The sequence below is a fragment of the Campylobacter sp. BCW_4332 genome (assembly GCF_001763175.1).
Lineage (GTDB): Bacteria > Campylobacterota > Campylobacteria > Campylobacterales > Campylobacteraceae > Campylobacter_D > Campylobacter_D jejuni.
Genome location: NZ_MJYF01000066.1, coordinates 45416 through 64906 on the forward strand (window position 1 = coordinate 45416; position 19491 = coordinate 64906).

17 protein-coding genes and 1 tRNA gene are annotated in these 19491 nt (G+C 30.4%); 16 read left to right on the forward strand and 2 right to left on the reverse strand.

Annotated features, from left to right (window positions below; translation table 11 throughout):
* The first annotated feature begins 78 nt into the window (after nucleotides 1-78).
* The 5 genes from ccaA to putP all read left to right on the forward strand — a co-directional run bounded on the left by ccaA (nucleotide 79) and on the right by putP (nucleotide 9002).
* A complete protein-coding gene (gene ccaA, locus AJN64_RS08365; protein WP_070292872.1) occupies nucleotides 79-2181 on the forward strand; it encodes an aspartate chemotaxis receptor CcaA in 2103 nt (700 codons plus the stop codon).
* 111 nt (nucleotides 2182-2292) lie between these two features.
* Nucleotides 2293-2865, forward strand: a complete 573-nt coding sequence (gene yedF, locus AJN64_RS08370; protein WP_070292873.1) for a sulfurtransferase-like selenium metabolism protein YedF — start codon at nucleotides 2293-2295, stop codon at nucleotides 2863-2865.
* A gap of 9 nt (nucleotides 2866-2874) precedes the next feature.
* On the forward strand, nucleotides 2875-3897 hold the full coding sequence (gene selD, locus AJN64_RS08375; protein WP_079254163.1) for a selenide, water dikinase SelD: 1023 nt from the start codon (nucleotides 2875-2877) through the stop codon (nucleotides 3895-3897).
* Nucleotides 3898-4026: 129 nt separating this feature from the next.
* Nucleotides 4027-7515, forward strand: a complete 3489-nt coding sequence (locus AJN64_RS08380; RefSeq protein WP_070292874.1) for a proline dehydrogenase family protein — start codon at nucleotides 4027-4029, stop codon at nucleotides 7513-7515.
* Nucleotides 7516-7532: 17 nt separating this feature from the next.
* Entirely contained in the window at nucleotides 7533-9002 is a 1470-nt protein-coding gene (gene putP, locus AJN64_RS08385) for a sodium/proline symporter PutP (protein ID WP_070292875.1), read from the forward strand.
* 15 nt (nucleotides 9003-9017) lie between these two features.
* On the opposite strand, the gene yedF (AJN64_RS08390) is transcribed toward putP, so the two are convergent.
* Entirely contained in the window at nucleotides 9018-9245 is a 228-nt protein-coding gene (yedF, locus tag AJN64_RS08390) for a sulfurtransferase-like selenium metabolism protein YedF (RefSeq protein ID WP_002855447.1), read from the reverse strand.
* Nucleotides 9246-9248: 3 nt separating this feature from the next.
* The gene (gene yedE, locus AJN64_RS08395) at nucleotides 9249-10457 is read right to left on the reverse strand and encodes a selenium metabolism membrane protein YedE/FdhT (RefSeq protein WP_083271929.1); all 1209 of its coding nucleotides are present in this window, start codon (nucleotides 10455-10457) and stop codon (nucleotides 9249-9251) included.
* Between the two features lie 139 nt (nucleotides 10458-10596).
* On the opposite strand from yedE, the gene AJN64_RS08400 reads away from it, so the two are divergent.
* From AJN64_RS08400 to ccoO, 11 genes are all read left to right on the forward strand, one after another.
* Nucleotides 10597-10694, forward strand: a tRNA-Sec gene (locus AJN64_RS08400).
* Between the two features lie 28 nt (nucleotides 10695-10722).
* Entirely contained in the window at nucleotides 10723-11973 is a 1251-nt protein-coding gene (locus tag AJN64_RS08405) for an adenylosuccinate synthase (protein WP_002862151.1), read from the forward strand.
* Nucleotides 11970-12398 (forward strand): flagellar export protein FliJ, encoded by a 429-nt coding sequence (locus AJN64_RS08410; RefSeq protein WP_002880459.1) that lies wholly within the window; start codon nucleotides 11970-11972, stop codon nucleotides 12396-12398. Before AJN64_RS08405 ends, AJN64_RS08410 begins: the two co-directional genes overlap by 4 nt.
* Nucleotides 12391-12909 carry a MotE family protein gene (locus AJN64_RS08415; RefSeq protein WP_002851265.1) on the forward strand — a complete coding sequence of 173 codons (519 nt, stop codon included), beginning with the start codon at nucleotides 12391-12393 and terminating at the stop codon, nucleotides 12907-12909. The genes AJN64_RS08410 and AJN64_RS08415 overlap by 8 nt, the downstream gene beginning before the upstream one ends.
* Nucleotides 12910-13002: 93 nt before the next feature.
* Complete coding sequence (locus AJN64_RS08420; protein ID WP_002851269.1) at nucleotides 13003-13554, forward strand: DUF507 family protein; 552 nt, start codon at nucleotides 13003-13005, stop codon at nucleotides 13552-13554.
* Nucleotides 13554-14672 carry a glutamine-hydrolyzing carbamoyl-phosphate synthase small subunit gene (carA, locus tag AJN64_RS08425; protein ID WP_053872803.1) on the forward strand — a complete coding sequence of 373 codons (1119 nt, stop codon included), beginning with the start codon at nucleotides 13554-13556 and terminating at the stop codon, nucleotides 14670-14672. Before AJN64_RS08420 ends, carA begins: the two co-directional genes overlap by 1 nt.
* Complete coding sequence (locus AJN64_RS08430; RefSeq protein WP_070292876.1) at nucleotides 14669-15325, forward strand: sulfite exporter TauE/SafE family protein; 657 nt, start codon at nucleotides 14669-14671, stop codon at nucleotides 15323-15325. Before carA ends, AJN64_RS08430 begins: the two co-directional genes overlap by 4 nt.
* Entirely contained in the window at nucleotides 15325-16557 is a 1233-nt protein-coding gene (bumS, locus tag AJN64_RS08435) for a butyrate sensor histidiine kinase-like phosphatase BumS (RefSeq protein ID WP_053872802.1), read from the forward strand. The genes AJN64_RS08430 and bumS overlap by 1 nt, the downstream gene beginning before the upstream one ends.
* The gene (gene bumR / locus AJN64_RS08440; protein ID WP_002862143.1) at nucleotides 16541-17221 is read left to right on the forward strand and encodes a butyrate response regulator transcription factor BumR; all 681 of its coding nucleotides are present in this window, start codon (nucleotides 16541-16543) and stop codon (nucleotides 17219-17221) included. Before bumS ends, bumR begins: the two co-directional genes overlap by 17 nt.
* A 125-nt stretch (nucleotides 17222-17346) precedes the next feature.
* Entirely contained in the window at nucleotides 17347-18813 is a 1467-nt protein-coding gene (ccoN, locus tag AJN64_RS08445) for a cytochrome-c oxidase, cbb3-type subunit I (protein WP_053872801.1), read from the forward strand.
* A 12-nt stretch (nucleotides 18814-18825) separates the two neighbouring features.
* Nucleotides 18826-19491: a cytochrome-c oxidase, cbb3-type subunit II gene (ccoO, locus tag AJN64_RS08450; protein ID WP_002855439.1), complete on the forward strand. Its 666-nt coding sequence runs from the start codon at nucleotides 18826-18828 to the stop codon at nucleotides 19489-19491.

A 19491-nucleotide genomic window follows, 5' to 3' on the forward strand; every position in this document is an offset into this window, starting at 1 on the left:
TTATAATTAATTAATATTATTTTTTTAAAAATATGTTAAAATTAGAATCTAAATTTTTTATTTTTTAGGAGTTATAAGATGTTTAAATCTTTAAATATAGGTTTAAAACTTATTTTTTCTGTGGCAACTGTTGTTGTTATTGGACTTGTTATTTTAATTTCATTAATCACAAAACAAGTAAGTCAAAATATTACTAAAAATACAGAAGATATTCTTGCTTCTATCACGAAAGAATATGCTACCCAAACTCAAGGAATTTTTGGGGAAATGATCGCTTTAAATAAAAGTATTTCAGGTACTTTAACAGAAATGTTTAGATCAACCTCTAAAGAAGATTTAGATATAGATAATATAACAAATATTATAACCAATACTTTTGATAATAGTGCTTATTCTAATTTTACTTATTTGTATCTTATCGATCCGCCAGAATACTTTAAAGAAGAGAGTAAATTTTTCAATACTCAAAGTGGAAAATTTGTCATGCTTTACGCTGATGAAGAAAAGGATAATAAAGGCGGAATAAAAGCAATACAAGCTAGTGATGAAATAGCTAATCTGCAAGTTGTGCAAGATATATTAAAAAAAGCAAAATATGGGGAAAATAAAGTATATATAGGTCGCCCTATTAAGATGAATTTAGAAGGTCAAGATTTTGATGCTGTAAATGTTGCTATGCCTATTTTTGATCGAAAAAATCAAGTTGTAGGTGTTATCGGTATGACTTTGGATTTTTCGGCTATTGCTGCTTATCTTTTAGACCCTAAGAGTCAAAAATATAATGGAGAATTAAGAATTCTTTTAAATTCAGATGGTCTTGTTGCAATTCATCCTAATAAAAATTTGGTTTTAAAAAATTTAAAAGATGTCAATCCTAATAAAGGTGCACAAGAGACTTATAAGGCTATGAGTGAAGGAAAAAATGGAGTTTTTAACTATATAGCTTTTGACGGTGATGATTCTTATGCTGCGATTAATAGTTTTAAAGTGCAAGATAGTTCTTGGACGGTTTTGGTAACTGCCCCTAAATATTCAGTTTTTGAACCTTTGAAAAAATTACAATTAATTATTATTGGTGCATCTTTTATTTTTATTTTTGTTGTTTTAGGAGTGGTTTATTATTGCGTAAGAAAAATTGTCGCATCTAGATTGCCTGTGATTCTTAGTTCTTTAGAATCATTTTTCCGTTTTTTAAACCATGAAAAAATTGAACCTAAGGCTATTGAAATTCGTGCCAATGATGAGCTAGGAGCAATGGGCAGAATCATAAATGAAAATATTGAAAAGATTCAAATATCTTTAGAACAAGATCAAAATGCTGTAGATGAATCGGTGCAAACTGCTAGAGAAATCGAAAAAGGTAATTTAACTGCAAGAATTACTAAAAATCCTATAAACCCTCAATTAGTAGAACTTAAAAATGTTCTTAATAGAATGCTTGATGTTTTGCAAAGTAAAATTGGTTCTAATATGAATGAAATTAATAGAGTTTTTGATAGTTATAAAGCGCTTGATTTTAGCACAGAAGTATTTGATGCTAAAGGCGAAGTTGAGATTACAACTAATATTTTAGGTAAAGAAATTAAAAAGATGCTTGTAGCTTCTTCAAATTTTGCTAAAGATTTAGCTAATCAGTCAGAAGAGTTAAAAAATTCTATGCAAAAACTTGCTGATGGCTCTAATGCACAAGCGAGTTCTTTAGAACAATCGGCTGCAGCTGTAGAGGAGATTAATTCTTCTATGCAAAATGTAAGTGGAAAAACAGTTGAGGTTGCTTCGCAAGCTGATGATATAAAAAATATTGTCAATGTGATTAAAGATATCGCTGAGCAAACGAATCTTCTTGCTTTAAATGCAGCTATTGAAGCTGCACGTGCTGGAGAACATGGGCGTGGTTTTGCAGTTGTTGCAGATGAGGTAAGACAGCTTGCGGAAAGAACAGGAAAATCCTTATCTGAAATCGAGGCAAATATTAATATACTTGTTCAAAGCGTAAATGAAGTAGCAGAATCTGTAAAAGAACAAACAGCAGGAATCACACAGATTAACGATGCTATAGCACAACTTGAAACTGTAACTAAGGAAAATGTCGAAGTTGCAAATGTTACCAATAATATAACAAATGAAGTCAATCAAATTGCTGCGGCAATTCTTGAAGATGTGGATAAAAAAAGATTTTAAAAAAAGCTCATTTTTGAGCTTTTAAATTTTTTCTATATTATTTAAAATTTTTAAACACAAAACAAGTAATAAAATAATATTATTTTTCAAAGCTAATATCAAGGAAAAATAATGAAAATTGATTGTCGCAATCTTTCTTGTCCTCAGCCTATAGTTGAAACAAAAAACGCTCTTGAAAAACTTCAAGAAAATGAAATTTTAGAAATTGTTTTAAATTCTATTATTTCAAAAAATAATGTTGTAAAATTTCTTAACTCTTTAAATTTAAACCCTGTTGTAGATGAAAATGCACAAGAGTTTTGCATCAAAGTACAAAAAAAGAATTTTAATTCTAGTGAAGTAAATGTTCATGATTATAATGTTTTATTTTTAAAAACCGACAAAGTGGGTGAGGGTGAATTGGGACAAAATTTACTTGTAGGATTTTTAAGTACCTTAAAAAATTTAGATCATGCTCCAAGTAAAATTCTTTGCGTAAATGAAAGTGTTTTAATCAATGTTGATGAAAATCATAAAGCACATTTAGCTATGAAAGAACTTGAAAATTTAGGTATTGAGATCATAAGTTGCGGAGCTTGTTTGGAATTTTTCAATAAAAGCAAAGAACTTAAAATAGGAAATATAGGCAATGCTTATGAAATTTTAAACGAGCTTTTTGGTAAAGCAAAAATCATTACCCTATAAGGAAAAACACTGCAATATAAAAATCAAAATTTAACCCATTTTGTTAAAGCAGCAGGTTGAGCAGCGAAATTAAGCCCGGGTGGTCTTAAAACAATTTTAAATTTCATGCAAAAAACTCCTGCTTTACTTAGTGATATCGGAAATAATGAAGATGCAAGCGTATATCAAATCAGTCCTGATTTAGCTTTGGTGCAAACGCTTGATTTTATCACTCCTATAGTAGATAGTGCTTATCATTTTGGTGCTATTGCTGCAGCAAATGCTTTAAGCGATGTTTTTGCTATGGGTGCAGAGGTAATTAATGCCTTAAATATAGTAGGTTTTGATACTTGTAATCATGATATAAATATCTTAAAAGAGCTTTTAGAAGGTGCAAATGATAAGGTGCAAGAATGCAATGCTTTAGTTGTGGGTGGCCATACTATAGAAAGCACTGAGCTTTTTTTTGGACTTAGTGTTACAGGAAAAGTACATCCTAGTAAATTTATTGCTAATAATACGGCTAAAGTTGGAGATTGTATCATTTTAACCAAGCCTTTAGGAACAGGAATTTTAAGTACGGCTTTAAAGGCACAAATGTTAAATCAAAAACATTTAGATATAATGCTTAAAAGTATGATGGAGTTAAATTATAAAGCCAGTCAAATTGCTCTTAAATTTCATCCAAGTGCCATGAGTGATGTCACAGGTTTTGGACTTTTAGGACATTTAAAAGAAATGCTAAATAAAAATATTTCTTTTGAAATTTTTGAAAGTGAACTTCCTTTTTTAGATGGAGTAAAAGAGTATTTTAATATGGGTTTAATTCCTGCTGGAGCTTATAAAAATTTAGAATTTATAAAAGAACTTATCCCTGATTTAAATGAAGAAAAATTATTACTTTGTGATCCGCAAACTTCAGGAGGACTTTTAATTTCTATAAGTGAAAAAGAATCCTTAGAATGTTTAAAAAAACTAGAAGATGAAAATATTCAAGCTAAAATTATTGCTAAGGTTGTAAATAAGCAAGAAAATGATATTATCATTTCTTAATTTTTGTTACTTATATACCCATTAAAATTTTTTTTATCATTTTTTATACATTTTCTATGATTTAAAATATTATTTTTATCTTATTTATATATTATTTATTAAAATTTATTTTATCTTAGGAGATACGAAATGATACAAAAAGCTTTAGCCTTAGCTGAAGAATTGCAAGGACAAATAGAAGCCAATATTTCAAATTCTGAAAAAGAATTTCATGCTAAAATGCAAAAACTTCTTAATAATCCCAAAAATAAAGTTATGCTTATAGAACTTTTAGATCGTTCTTTTAGATGTAAAGATAAAAATGCAAGTTTTGAGCTTATAGAATATACTTTGAGTAAATATGGCATAGCGGATTTTTTTAGCACTTTTGAAAAATTCCTACTTTTTAGCTTTTTAAATTTTGGCAAATTTGCTCCTAATTTAAGTGTACCTTTTTTTGTCAAACATTTAAGAGAAGATACTAAAGCTATGGTTCTAGATGCAAACCCTAGTGTTTTAGAACCGCATATTAAGAAAAGAAAAGAGCAAGATAAAATTACCTTAAATGTGAATTTAATCGGCGAAGAGGTTTTAGGTGAAGCTGAGAGTAAATATCGTATGCAAAAATATGAAGAGGCTTTAAAATCAAGTTATATCACTTATATTTCCATAAAAATTACTACGATTTTTTCACAAATTAATATTATAGATTTTGATTATTCCAAAGAAGAGGTAGTAAAAAGACTAGATTATCTTTATGCTTTAGCCTTAGAAGAAGAGAAAAAACAAGGTGTATCTAAATTTATCAATCTGGATATGGAAGAATTTAGAGATTTAGAACTCACCGTTGCAGCTTTTATGGAAAGTGTGGCTAAATTTGATATTAAAGCGGGGATTGTTTTGCAAGCTTATATTCCTGATTCTTATGAGTATCTTAAAAAACTTTTTGCTTTTTCAAAAGAGAGGGTTTTAAAAGGTATGAAGCCTATTAAGATCCGTTTTGTTAAGGGTGCTAATATGGAAAGTGAAGAAACTATTGCATCTCAAAAAGGCTGGGAGCTTCCTACTTTTTATAAAAAAATAGATACTGATAGCAATTATAATAAAATGCTTGATTTTATTCTTGAAGGAGATAATCATAAATACATCAACATAGGAATTGCAAGTCATAATATCTTTGAGATTGCTTATGCTTATACACGCATAAGTGAAGCGAATGCTTTAGATTCTTTTACTTTTGAAATGCTTGAAGGTATGAGTTTGCAATGTTCTTATGAATTATCTAAAATGCATGATTTAATCCTTTATGCTCCAGTTTGCGATGAAGCACATTTTAACAATGCTATTGCTTATCTTGTAAGACGCCTTGATGAAAATACGAGCGAAGATAATTTTATGCGTTATTTTTTCAATCTTAAAGTAGGAGATAGAAACTGGAATATCCAAAAAGAACTTTTTTTAAAATCTTTAGAAGGCATAAAAACTCTTGATAATACTACACATCGTAAGCAAGATAGAAATAAAGAATCAAATATCATAAGTTCTTATGAAAGTAAAAAATTTAGCAACGAAAGTGATACGGATTTTATTTTAGCACAAAATAGAGCATGGGCTAAAGAAATTAAAGCTAAATATGAAAATTTAAAAGATTATGATGTTTATCCTGTTATAGGTGAGCTTGATTTTAAAGCAGAAAATTTAAATGTTTTAGAAGTTAAAGATAAGATTGAAGATAGAGTGATAGGAAAGGCTTATTTAGCCGGAGAAAAAGAAATCAAACAAGCTTTAGAAGTAGCTAAAAATTCCAAATTTACACAAAAAAGTCATGATGAAATTTATCAAATTTTAGCTAAAAGTGCAAAACTTATGAGAGAAAGAAGGGGAGATTTGATAGGTTTGGCAGCTTTAGAGGTGGGTAAAACCTTTTTAGAGATCGATCCTGAAGTAAGTGAGGCTATTGATTTTATAGAGTTTTATCCGCACTCTTTAGAAGAGCTTAAAAAACAAAATCCAAAAGTTAAATTTACGCCTAAAGGTATAGGGGTTACCATAGCTCCTTGGAATTTTCCTATAGGGATTTCAGTGGGCACTATAGCTGCACCCCTAGCTGCAGGTAATGTGGTGATTTACAAACCTTCTTCACTTTCAACTCTAACAGGTTATATGCTTTGTAAGTGTTTTTGGGATGCAGGTATTCCAAAAGACGCTTTGATTTTCTTACCTTCAAAAGGAAGTGATATTTCTAAATATTTACTTGTTGATGAAGTGATTAAATTTTCAATTCTTACAGGAGGAGAGGATACTGCTTATGCTATGTTAAAAGCTAATCCAACCTTGCTTTTAAGTGCTGAAACTGGCGGAAAGAATGCGACTATAGTTTCTAAATTTGCTGATCGTGATAGTGCGATTAAAAATATTATTCATTCTGCTTTTAGTAATAGTGGTCAAAAATGTTCAGCTACTTCTTTGTTAGTCTTAGAAGAAGAGGTTTATAATGATGAAGAATTTAAAAAGACTTTAGTAGATGCTGCAAGTTCTATGGCAGTGGGCAATCCTTTTGAATTTAAAAATAAATTAGGTACTTTGGCTGATAAGCCAAGTTCTAAAGTTCAAAAGGCCTTAGATGAATTACAACCTTATGAAGAATGGGCATTAAAACCTAAGTTTTTAGAGGATAATCCTTATTTGATGACTCCAGGCATAAAATATGGCACCAAAAAGGGTGATTTTACTCATATGAATGAACTTTTTGTACCGATTTTAAGCGTGATGAAGGCTAAAGACTTAAAAGAAGCTATAGATATAGTAAATTCTACAGGCTATGGTTTAACTGCAGGTTTTGAAAGCTTAGATGAAAGAGAATGGGAGTATTTTCACACTCATATAGAAGCAGGAAATATTTATATCAACAAACCAACCACAGGGGCTATAGTGCTGCGTCAACCTTTTGGAGGGGTTAAAAAATCAGCTATAGGTTTTGGTAGAAAAGTGGGAATTTATAATTATATCACTCAATTTTTAGAGATTAAGCAAGAAGATTTTGATGATTATTTAATTGAAGATAAATTTTCAAAAAAATTAGCACAAATAGATTTAAAAGAAGCACAAGATTTTATGAACGATTTAATTAAAATGTCTCAATCTTATGCTTATCATTATAAAAATGAGTTTAGTGTTTCAAAAGATTATGTCAATATACGTGGAGAAGATAATCTTTTTTCTTATACTAAAATAAATAATATGGTTTTAAGACTTTGTGGAAATGAAAGCTTAAAAGATGTTTTAGGGGTGGTTTTAGGTGTAAATATTGCAAATATTGATCTAAGCATCAGTTATGATGAACAAGATATTAGTATGATAGAGCAAATTGTTCAAAGTATAGGAGCAAAAGTATTATTTTTAAAAGAAAATAAAGAAAATTTTATCAAGAGTATTAAAGAATATGAAAGAGTGCGTTATTTGGCAAAGCCAGATGTAAATGATGAGATTTATAAAGAGGCTGCAAAGCTTGCTAAAATCATCATAAGAGAAAAGCCATTGTTAAATGGTCGTTTTGAACTTTTAAATTATTTTAATGAAAAAGCTTTAAGTATATCTTTTCATCGCTATGGAAATTTAGGCATTAGAGCAATATCTTAATGATCAAGGAGAGATTGATGGAAGTGGTTCAAATTAATACCCCAATAGCAGTGATGTTTGTAGTTTATGCCTTGTTAATGCTTTATATAGGTTTTTATTTTTATAAACAAAATAAAAATTCAGAGGATTATTTTTTAGGCGGGCGTACTATGGGGCCTGTGATATCTGCACTTAGCGCAGGGGCTTCTGATATGAGTGGTTGGCTTTTAATGGGATTACCAGGAGCTTTATATGTAAGTGGTTTTATAGATTCTTATATTGCAATTGGACTTACTATAGGAGCTAGTTTAAATTGGATTTTTGTGGCAAAAAGACTTAGAATTTATACCAGTGTGATTGCAAATTCTTTGACTATTCCTGATTATTTTGAAACTCGTTTTGATGATGATAAACACATACTACGCATCGTATGTGCGGTGGTAATTTTGATATTTTTTACCTTTTATGTTTCATCAGGGCTTGTAAGTGGAGCAAAACTTTTTGAAAGTACTTTTGGTATCAGATATGATTATGCTTTAACTACTGGAACGATTATTATTGTTGCTTATACTTTTTTAGGTGGATATAAGGCAGTTTGTTGGACGGATATGATACAAGGGCTTTTAATGATGATGGCTTTAATCATTGTGCCTTTGGTTATGCTTTATCATTTAGGTGGCTTTGGTGAAGCGATGGATATAGTAAGAGAAATAAAGCCACAAGCTTTATCTATGGGCGAAGGAGTGGGAGTTGTAAGCATTATATCTGCACTTGCTTGGGGTTTGGGCTATTTTGGTCAACCACATATTTTAGTGCGTTTTATGTCGATTCGTTCTACTAAAGATATTCCTATGGCCACTTTTATAGGTATTGCTTGGATGGTGGTTTGTCTTTTAAGTGCTTGTATGATAGGTGTTTTGGGTATAGCTTATGTGTATAAATTTGAATTAAGCCTGCAAGATCCTGAAAAGATTTTCATCGTGATGTCGCAGCTTTTATTTAATCCTTGGATAGCAGGCATTTTACTCAGTGCTATTTTAGCGGCTATTATGAGTACGGCAAGTTCACAATTGCTGGTTTCAAGTTCTACTATAGCGGAAGATTTTTATAAAAAGATTTTTAGAGAAGATGCGCCAAGTCATGTTGTATTAAATTTAGGTAAATTAGGTGTTTTACTGGTAGCTGTAATAGCGTTTTTGATTTCTACTGATAAAAATTCAAGTGTTTTGAGTATAGTTTCTTATGCATGGGCTGGATTTGGAGCTTCTTTTGGTTCTGTAATGCTTTTTTCTTTATTTTGGAGTAGGATGACAAGAGTAGGAGCGATTTTAGGTATGATAACAGGAGCTGCTACTGTGGTACTTTGGAAGAATTTTGCAAATTCGGGTCTTTATGAAATAGTTCCAGGGTTTTTAGCAGCTTCTGTGGTAATTATTATTGCAAGTTTGTTTACAAATGTAAGATCTGGAACTAAAGCAGCTTATGAAAAGATGTTAAAAGAGCTTTGAGAACAAAAGCCTTTTTTAAGGCTTTTGTATTAAAAATCTTAGCGTGGGTCCGCTTTGATCGATTTCAAGCACTTTAAAACCACGGTTTTTTGCATCTTGAGGTATGGAATTGATACTTTGTGGGCAATCGCAAAGCACTTCCAAAATTTCTCCACTTTTAAGCTTAGGTAAGACATCAAGTGTTGCTATAGCAGGATAAGGACAAGCTTCACCTTGTAAATTTAAACTATAAGTAATTTTCATTGTTTATCCTTTAAGTTGATTTTTAAAGAAGTGTTTTTTGTAAAATACTACAAAAACAAACATTAAGATGAATAAAATAAGATTGATAAAAAATCCATTTAAATTGCCAAATTCAGTTAAAAGATTGATTTTTATACCTTCTTTAAAAGCTTTTGGTAAAAAGTCATAACTTAAAGCTAAAATCATAGTTCCTATTATATTTGCAATTCCTACTATCATAAAATGACTTTGCCCTTCAAAGGCACGATAAGCCCAACCACACTCGCAACCTCCGGCAAAAACTATGCCAAAACCAAATAAAAATGCTCCTACAGCTACAGCAGGAGAAAGTTCTATGAGTTTGCTAGTATAGCCTTGTAAGATAAAAGCAAAAGCGATTAAAGAAGCGATAATCATGCCAATTAATGCGCCTTTTATAGCATTATCTCTACCAAATAAAAACAAATCTCTAAAGCAAGAGGTAAAACAAATTTGCCCTCTAGAAATAATAAAGCCAAAAACAAAACCAAAAATCAGTGCCAAAGCTAGAAGACTTTGTTTGTTTTGTGTGCTGATATTGCCATTTGTAAAAACAAGATAAAACACCCAAACTAAAAAGGCCATGAAAAGCAATATGCCTAAGTTAAAATATAATTTTGTATGCAAACTTTGCTTGTTTAACGGCAAATTTTCTTTATTTACCCGTTCTAATTTAGCTTTAGGTTTAAAAAAGGAAGTGTTGCAAATTTTCACTCCTAGATAAATTCCTAAAACCATAAAAACAGTAAAAAGCCAAGTGTGTAAAGAAAAATAAGGTAAACCTGTAAAAAAATTAGCTAAATTACATCCAAACGCAAGTCTTGCTCCATATCCTGAAAGAATTCCACCTACTATTGCTTGAAAAATTCTTATATTGCTAGCAGGTAGACGAAATTTGACTTTGTTAGCTAAAAGTGCGGCTACTAAACAACCTATAAACATACCTATGAGCATAATACCATCAGTTCTTGTTAAAGGGGTTCCATTTAAATTTTGCTTTTGGTAATAAGAATATCCATCTAAATTCATACCTAAAAGTTCTAGAAATTCACCGCCCCAACGCGTCATTTCTCCAGTAACAGCCCAAACGCCACCAAAAATCCCAAAATACACTGCACTTAAAATTCCAAGTGCAATCATAGAATGGGAATTGTCCCAAAAATTGATTAAATATTTTTGTTTAAAAGAATTCAAAGAAAGATCCTAATAATGTAATCATCAAAACTTGATGCTAAAAAAGAGTGAGATTATAGCTTAAATTTAATATGAAGTCAAAAAGAATATTGATAAATTTATTTTGTTTTTCATTAAAAATCGCTATAATTATCGCTTTGGAAGATTAGCGTATCTGGTGATCGCCACTGACTTCAAATCAGATGAAAGGATAGTTGACTATTCTTTGGGGAGTTCGATTCTCTCATCTTCTCGCCAATATTAAAGTAAAATCAAGGAAATTTTTATGAGCAAAGCAGATATTATTGTCGGCATTCAATGGGGCGATGAAGGAAAAGGTAAGGTAGTTGATAAATTATGTGAAAATTATGATTTTGTTTGCAGAAGTGCAGGTGGACACAATGCAGGACATACGATTTGGGTAAATGGTGTAAGATATGCGCTTCATCTTATGCCAAGTGGAGTTTTGCATCCAAGATGTATTAATATTATCGGAAATGGAGTTGTGGTTTCTCCTGAAGTATTGATTGCTGAAATGGCTCAATTTGAAAATTTAAAAGGTAGATTATATATCAGCGATAGAGCTCATTTAAATTTAAAACATCATTCTTTAATAGACATTGCAAAAGAAAAACTCAAAGGCAAAAATGCCATAGGAACAACAGGTAAGGGTATAGGACCTTCTTATGCAGATAAGATTAATCGTACAGGACATAGAGTTGGAGAGCTTTTAGAACCACAAAGACTTTGTGAGGCTTTGATGAAAGATTTTGAAGCTAATAAAACTTTTTTTGAAATGCTTGAAATTGAAATTCCAAGTGCTGAAGAATTGCTTGCTGATTTAAAACGCTTTAATGAAATTTTAACTCCTTATATTACAGATACTACAAGAATGCTTTGGAAGGCTTTAGATGAAGATAAAAGAGTACTTTTAGAAGGAGCTCAGGGCTCTATGCTTGATATTGATCATGGAACTTATCCTTATGTTACAAGTTCAAGTACTATTTCAGCAGGCGCTTTAACAGGACTTGGGTTAAATCCTAAAGAAGCGGGAAATATTATAGGTATTGTAAAAGCTTATGCAACGCGTGTGGGAAATGGAGCTTTTCCTACTGAGGATAAGGGCGAAGATGGAGAAAAAATTGCACAAATTGGAAAAGAAATTGGCGTAAGCACAGGACGTAAAAGACGCTGTGGATGGTTTGATGCGGTTGCTGTAAGATATACAGCAAGGCTTAATGGTCTTGATGCTTTATCTTTGATGAAGCTTGATGTTTTAGATGGTTTTGAAAAGATAAAAATTTGTCGTGCTTATGAATATAAGGGCATGGAAATCGACTATATACCAAGTGATTTAGAAAATGTTCAACCTATTTATGAAGAAATGGATGGTTGGGATAAAGTTTTTGGTATAAAAGATTATGATTTATTGCCAGAAAATGCTAAAAAATATATAGCAAGACTTGAAGAGCTTGCAGGGGTTAAAGTAAAGTATATTTCCACTAGCCCTGAAAGAGATGATACTATCATCTTATGAAAAGTAAATATAATTCTGTTGTAAAAGTAAGAAAACAACAACTTGATAAAGCAGAATCAAATCTTAATCAAGCCAAACAAAGACAGCTTGAACATGAAAAAGCTTATGAACTTTCACGCCAAGAGTGTGAAAGTTTAGGCGTATTGCCAAAATCAGGATCTATAGCAGAGTTAAGATCAAATTTAAGTATGGCGCAAGTAGGACGCGAGGCTTTGGCAAGAGCTAAGGAGAAAGTAGAACTTTCTAAAAAAGAAATGAACCATTATCAGTTTTTATATCAAAAAGCGCATTTAGATTATGAAAAAATGAAGGCTTTGGAAACTGAAGAAATTAAACAAAAACAAAAAGAACTTGCGAAGGCTGAAGAAAAATTTTTAGATGAAATTGCAATCAGTCGTTTTTTCAAAGGGGAAAAAGATGATTAAAAAATTTATATTGTTAGTTTTTATTTCAAGTGTAGTTTTTGGAGCTGAACAGGATTGTGAGCAGTATTTTGAAGCTAGAAAAGCTCAAATTGAATTGCAAACTAGAGAATTTGATGAAGCAAGACAATCTTTAGAAGCTTATAAAGCCTCTTTTGAAGCTTTGCAAAAAGAAAGGCTTGAAAATTTAGAAAAAAAAGAGGCTGAGGTTAATGCGACTTTGGCAAAAATTGAAGAATTAAAACTTGAAAACGCAAGGCTTGTAGAAGAACAACAAAAGATTTTAAATTCAATCAATGATAAAACTCAAGGTAGGGTTAAAGAAATTTACTCCCAAATGAAAGATGCAGCCATTGCAGATGTTTTAAGTCAAATGGATGCAGAGGATGCAAGCAAAATAATGCTTTCTTTGGAATCGCGTAAAATTTCAGGTGTTTTATCTAAAATGGATCCAAAAAAAGCCAGCGAGCTTACTTTACTTTTGAAAAATTTAGATAATAATGCTAGTAATTAGGTGATTAAAAAAAATGAAAATTTTTCATTTTTAACATTCTTTTACCAAAAATAAGCTATTATTTTAAACATTATTAAATAAAAGGTTTTTAAGATGCGTATAAAATTACCACATATTCCTTATATCGCAAATAAAATGATGTTAGATATAGCTAATTCTTCTTTTGTAGAAATTAAAGATCAGTTAGAAAAGCTTAAGGTATGTATAATAGAAGTTTTAGAGAAAGATATTCTAAATGAAAGAAAATTAGATGAAAGAGTCAAAGAGCTTTTAGAGCAACAAGAAGATGAAATGGAACTTATGCAAGTAGATCGTAAAAATATGTTTTGGCTTGTGAAGAAAAAGTTAGCTCCTGAATTTAATGTGATTTTAGATTCTGAAGACAGACATAATCATCTAGCGCATCAAATTTTAGAAGAACTTGTAGAGAATGATTATATTAATTTTATAGTGAGTGAAAATAGAGTTAAAAATTTAATCTTTTCAAGCATAGAGTCTTATCTTAAAATTTATGAAAAACTTGAAGATGAGGTTTATGAGAAAATTAGCAATTATAAAACAAAACCTATTCCAGGTAGTGAAGAATACGATCTTATCTTTGAAAAACTCTATCAAGAAGAGCTTAGAAAAAAAGGTATGTTTTAATGAAGGTTTATATTTATTTAGAAAATGATATTTTTTTAAGTGCTAAGGCTTTTGGAAAGAGTGGTACTTTTTTTGGAGAGCTTGTATTTAACACTTCTTTAACAGGGTATCAAGAAATTATTTCAGATCCTTCTTATGCAGGGCAATTTATCGTATTTTCTATGCCAGAAATTGGTATAGTGGGAACCAATGAAAATGATAATGAAAGTAAGGAAATTTTTGCAAGTGGTGTTTTAATGCGTGAATTAAGTTCCAGTTTTTCAAATTTTCGCGCTAAAGAAAGTCTGCAAGATTATCTTGAAAAACATGGAAAAATAGGAATTTATGAACTTGATACGAGATATCTAGTAAAAATGATAAGAAATAATGGCAATTTAAGAGCTGTAATTTCAACTGAAATTTCAAATAAAGAAGATTTAAAAATCGCCTTAGAAAAATCAGCAAAAATTGATGAAGTAAATTTTGTAAAAGAAGTTAGCACTAAGAAAAATTATTCTCACAAACAAGGCGTTTGGAATGCTAGTTTTCAAAAATTTAATGACGCTAAAAGAGGCGAGAAAAAAGTTGCTGTTATAGACTATGGTGTTAAAACAAATATTCTAAATGAACTTGTAGAAGTAGGTTTTGAAGTAGAAGTTTATCCATATAATGTTAAAGCAGATGAGTTGATTACTCTGTATAAAAAAGGTGAAATTCAAGGCGTGTTTCTTTCTAATGGTCCAGGTGAGCCAAGGATTTTAAAACAAGAGATTGCAGAGATTAAAAAACTTGCAGAAGCTAAAATTCCTATGCTTGGAATTTGCTTAGGTCACCAGCTTTTAAGTAATGCTTTTGGATATGAAACTTATAAAATGAAATTTGGACAACATGGAGCAAATCATCCTGTGATCAATCTTGATACAAAAACGGTAGAAATTACCGCACAAAATCATAATTATAATGTTCCAGAAGAATTAGCTCAAGTGGCTCATATCACTCATAGAAATTTATTTGGCGATAATGTTGAAGGAGTAAGATATAAAGACTATCCTATTATTTCAGTGCAACATCACCCGGAAAGTTCTTCAGGTCCTCATGAAAGTAAGTACATTTTTAAAGAATTTATGAATTTGATGTGAGTATAGATTTTTTAGCTATTATCAGCGTTGCTTTTTTATCTAGTTTTGGACACTGCTATTCTATGTGTGGTGGTTTTAATTTACTTTTTATAAATTTAAATTCAAAAAGCAATAATTTATTTTTATTAACTTTTATTTATCATTTGTTTAGAATTTTTGCTTATATTGTTTTAGGGATAATTTTTGGGACTTTTGGGAATATCTTGGCAATCAATGCTAAGGTTCAAAGTTTGTCATTTTTTATTCTTGGTATATTTATGATGATTTTGGGTTTTGCTCTTATTTTTAGAGGCAATATGTTATCTTTTATTGAAAATAATGTTTTTTTTGATAGTTTTGTAAAGAAAATTATTAAAAAATCTAAAAATTTTAAAGGATTAAAATCAGCTATATTTTTAGGATTTTCAAATGGTTTTGTTCCTTGTGGATTGGTGTATTTTTTTATAGCCAATGCAATAAGTAAGCAAAATATTTTTGAAGGTATTTTGGTAATGATGATTTTTGGAATATCAACTTTACCTGCGATGTTATTTTTTTCTAAAATTTCACAATTTTTTAGTGATTTTTTGAAAAATTTGTTTAATTATTTATCGTATGGCATTATTGTTTGTTACGGTATAAATCTTGCCTATATAGGTTTTAAGGCTTTTTAATGAAAGATTTTTTTAAAGATCAGTTTTTTAAAGCTCTGGAAAAAAATACAATTTTTTCAAGAGCTGATGTGCAAGGAAATTTAATTTTTGTCAGTGATAAGCTTTGTCAAATAAGTGGATATAGCAAAAAAGAGCTTATAGGAAAAAAACATTCAATATTTAAACATCCAGATGTTGATGAATGTTATGTTGAGAAGCTTTTAAAAGATCTTTCATATAAAAAGCCTTATCAGGTTATTTTTAAAAATATTGATAAATTAGGCAAAACCTTCTATCTTGAAACTTTGTTAATCCCCATATTGGATAAAAATAATGAATTAATAGAAATAGTAGCGCTTTCTCATGATGTCAGTAATTCTTTTAAGCTTAATGAAGAGCTTGCTCTAAATCACGCTAAATTAAGAGAATTAAGTATTAATCTTGAAAATACAGTTAAAAATCACCAACAAGAATTTATACAGTTAGGTAAAAAATTTGAGAAAAAAATGAAAATTGCCTTGGAAAAAAATGAAAAAGATATTAAAATAGCATATGAAGAGATTTTGAAATCTTCATTAGAACAAATGATTAGTGATATAGCACATCAATGGAGACAACCGTTAAATGAGCTTGGTATTGCCATGTTTCAAATGAAGCAAAATCTTAAAGATGAAAAAGGATTTGCTGAAATTTATTCACAATCAAAAGATATGATTAAAAATATGTCAGAAACAATTGATGTGTTTAGAACTTTGTTTAACAAAGGAGTAGAGCAGTGTGTATTTATAAAAGAGACTTTAAATAAAGCCTTAGAAATTGCTTTTGAAACTATAGAAAAAAATCATGTAAATATTAATATTGTTTCGAAAAGTGATTATGAAGTTTTGGCGTATGAGAATGGTTTAATAAGAGTTTTTCTTAATTTGATTTTAAATTCAATAGAGGCATTTAAAAACAAAAAAAGGAAAATCATAACAATAAATTTTTCAAAATTTGGAAAAAACTATCTGAAAATTACAATAAAAGATAATGCTGGTGGGATTGATAAAGAAAATTTAGATAAAATTTTTCAACCTTATTTTACAACAAAACATCCCAGTCAGGGTATAGGAGTAGGACTTTATATAAGTAGACAAATTATTGAAAGTTTCCAAGGAAAAATAAAAGTTAAGAATGGAAAAGATGGGGCTTGTTTTGAGGTATTTTTAAAACTAAAAGAGAGGGTAGAGTATAGAAATGTCACAAGAATGTAAAGAATTGATAATATTAGTAGTTGAAGATGAAATTAAAACTAGAGAATCATTGATTAATGTATTAAGCGAACGCTTTAGTAAAGTAATCGGAGCTCAAAATGGAGATGAGGGGCTTAAAAAATTTAAAAAATTTAAGCCGGATTTAGTTATCACAGATATTGCTATGCCTATTATGGATGGGCTTGATATGGCAAGAGAGATTAAGGAAATTTCAGATGATGTCCCAATTGTTGTTCTTAGTGCGTATTCAGAGAAAGAGAGACTTTTGCGTTCTATTGATATTGGTATAGATAAATATTTGATTAAACCTGTTGATATAGAAGAGTTGTTTAAAGTTTTAGATTATCTGATAGGCGAAAAAATTGAAGCAAATATGCTTGTAAAAATTTCTGAAGAATATCAATTTAACAAAACTAAAAGAACTTTGATTTACAATGGTGAAGAAATTGTTTTAACTAAAAAAGAATTAGCTTTTATTTCTTTGCTTTTAAAGCAACCTGGGGCTTTGGTTTTGCATGAAGATATAAAGAAAAATGTTTGGATAGGTGAACATGTAAGTGATACTGCTGTTAGAACTTTTATTAAAAGAGTAAGAGATAAAGTGGGTGAAGATTTTATAAAAAATGTACCAAGTTTAGGTTATAAGATAAATATCAATAAATAAGACTGATTTAGCCTTAAAATATAAAGCATAACAAATGATTAACAAAATTATCATTTTTAAGAAAAAATGTATAATTAATATTCTATAATATTCTCTTATTATCAAAAATTTTAAGGAGAAAGTCGATGCATCCAGGTAATGTATTAAATTACGACTATACGGTTGCAAGATATTTTATGTTTACAACCGTATTGTTTGGCATTGTTGGTATGGCTATAGGAACTCTTATAGCTTTTCAAATGGCATATCCTAACTTAAATTATTTAGCAGGAGAATATGCTACTTTTTCAAGACTTAGACCACTTCATACTTCAGGTGTGATTTTTGGTTTTATGCTTTCAGGGATTTGGGCAACTTGGTATTATATAGGTCAGCGTGTTCTTAAGGTAAGTATGGCTGAGTCAAGATTTTTAATGGCTGTTGGTAAGCTTCATTTTTGGCTTTATATGCTTACTATGGTTTTAGCTGTTATATCTTTATTTATGGGTGTGACTACATCTAAAGAATATGCAGAGCTTGAGTGGCCTTTAGATATTCTTGTTGTTCTTGTTTGGGTTTTATGGGGTGTAAGTATTTTTGGACTTATTGGAATTCGCCGTGAAAAAACTCTTTATATTTCTTTATGGTATTATATAGCTACATTTTTAGGTATAGCTATGCTTTATCTTTTTAACAACATGGAAGTACCAACTTATTTTGTTGCTGGAATGGGTAAATGGTGGCATAGTGTATCAATGTATGCAGGAACAAATGATGCTTTAGTACAATGGTGGTATGGACATAATGCTGTGGCATTTGTATTTACTGTGGGTATTATTGCTCAAATTTATTACTTCTTGCCAAAAGAAAGTGGTCAGCCGATTTTCTCTTATAAACTCTCTTTATTTGCATTTTGGGGCTTAATGTTTGTTTATCTTTGGGCAGGTGGTCACCATTTGATTTATTCAACTGTACCTGATTGGATGCAAACTATGGGTTCGGTTTTCTCTATAGTATTGATTTTACCTTCTTGGGGTTCAGCGATTAATATCTTACTTACTATGAAAGGTGAGTGGAGCCAGCTTCGCGAGAGTCCATTGATTAAATTTATGATTTTGGCATCAACTTTCTATATGTTCTCAACACTTGAAGGGCCAATTCTTTCAATTAAGTCTGTTAATGCTTTAGCACACTTTACAGATTGGATTCCAGGACATGTTCATGATGGAACATTAGGTTGGGTAGGATTTATGACTATGGCTGCTCTTTATCATATGACTCCTAGAGTTTTCAAAAGAGAGCTTTATAGTAAATCTTTAATGGAAGCTCAATTTTGGATCCAAACCACAGGTATAGTTCTTTATTTTGCTTCAATGTGGATTGCGGGTATTACTCAAGGTATGATGTGGAGGGCGACAGATGAGTATGGTAACTTGCTTTATAGCTTTATTGATACTGTTGTGGCTATTGTTCCTTATTATTGGATTAGAGCGATTGGTGGATTGTTGTATCTTATCGGTTTCTTTATGTTTACTTATAATATTTACAAAACAATTGCTTGTGGAAGAGTGCTTGATAAAGAACCAAAAAGCGCTTCGCCTATGGCAGCATAAAAAGGAGAAAATATGTTTAGTTGGTTAGAAAAAAATCCATTCTTTTTTGCTGTAGCTGTTTTTGTAGTGATTGCTTATGCAGGCATAGTTGAAGTTTTACCAAATTTTGCAGAAAATGCAAGACCAATTGAAGGTAAAAAACCTTATACGGTTTTACAACTTGCAGGGCGTGCAGTATATATTAAAGATAGTTGTAATGCTTGTCATTCACAGCTTATTCGTCCATTTAAATCAGAAACAGATCGTTATGGTATGTATTCTGTAAGTGGTGAATTTGCTTATGATAGACCTTTTCTTTGGGGTTCAAAAAGAACAGGACCTGATCTTGCTCGTGTAGGAAATTATAGAACAGCTGATTGGCATGAAAATCATATGTGGGATCCTACTTCTGTTGTTCCAGATTCTATTATGCCTTCATATAAGCATATGTTTAAAAATAATGCAGATATTGAAACTGCTTATGCTGAGGCTTTAACCGTGAAAAAAGTTTTCAATGTTCCTTATGATACAGAAAATGGAACAAAACTTGGTTCTTGGGAGGATGCGCAAGCTGAAGTAAAAGCTGAAGCTCAGGCTATAGTTGATCAAATGAAAAATCAAGAAGTAAAAGATGCTTTTGCTAAAGGTGAAATCAAAGAAATAGTTGCTTTGATCGCTTATTTAAATAGCTTAAAGTAA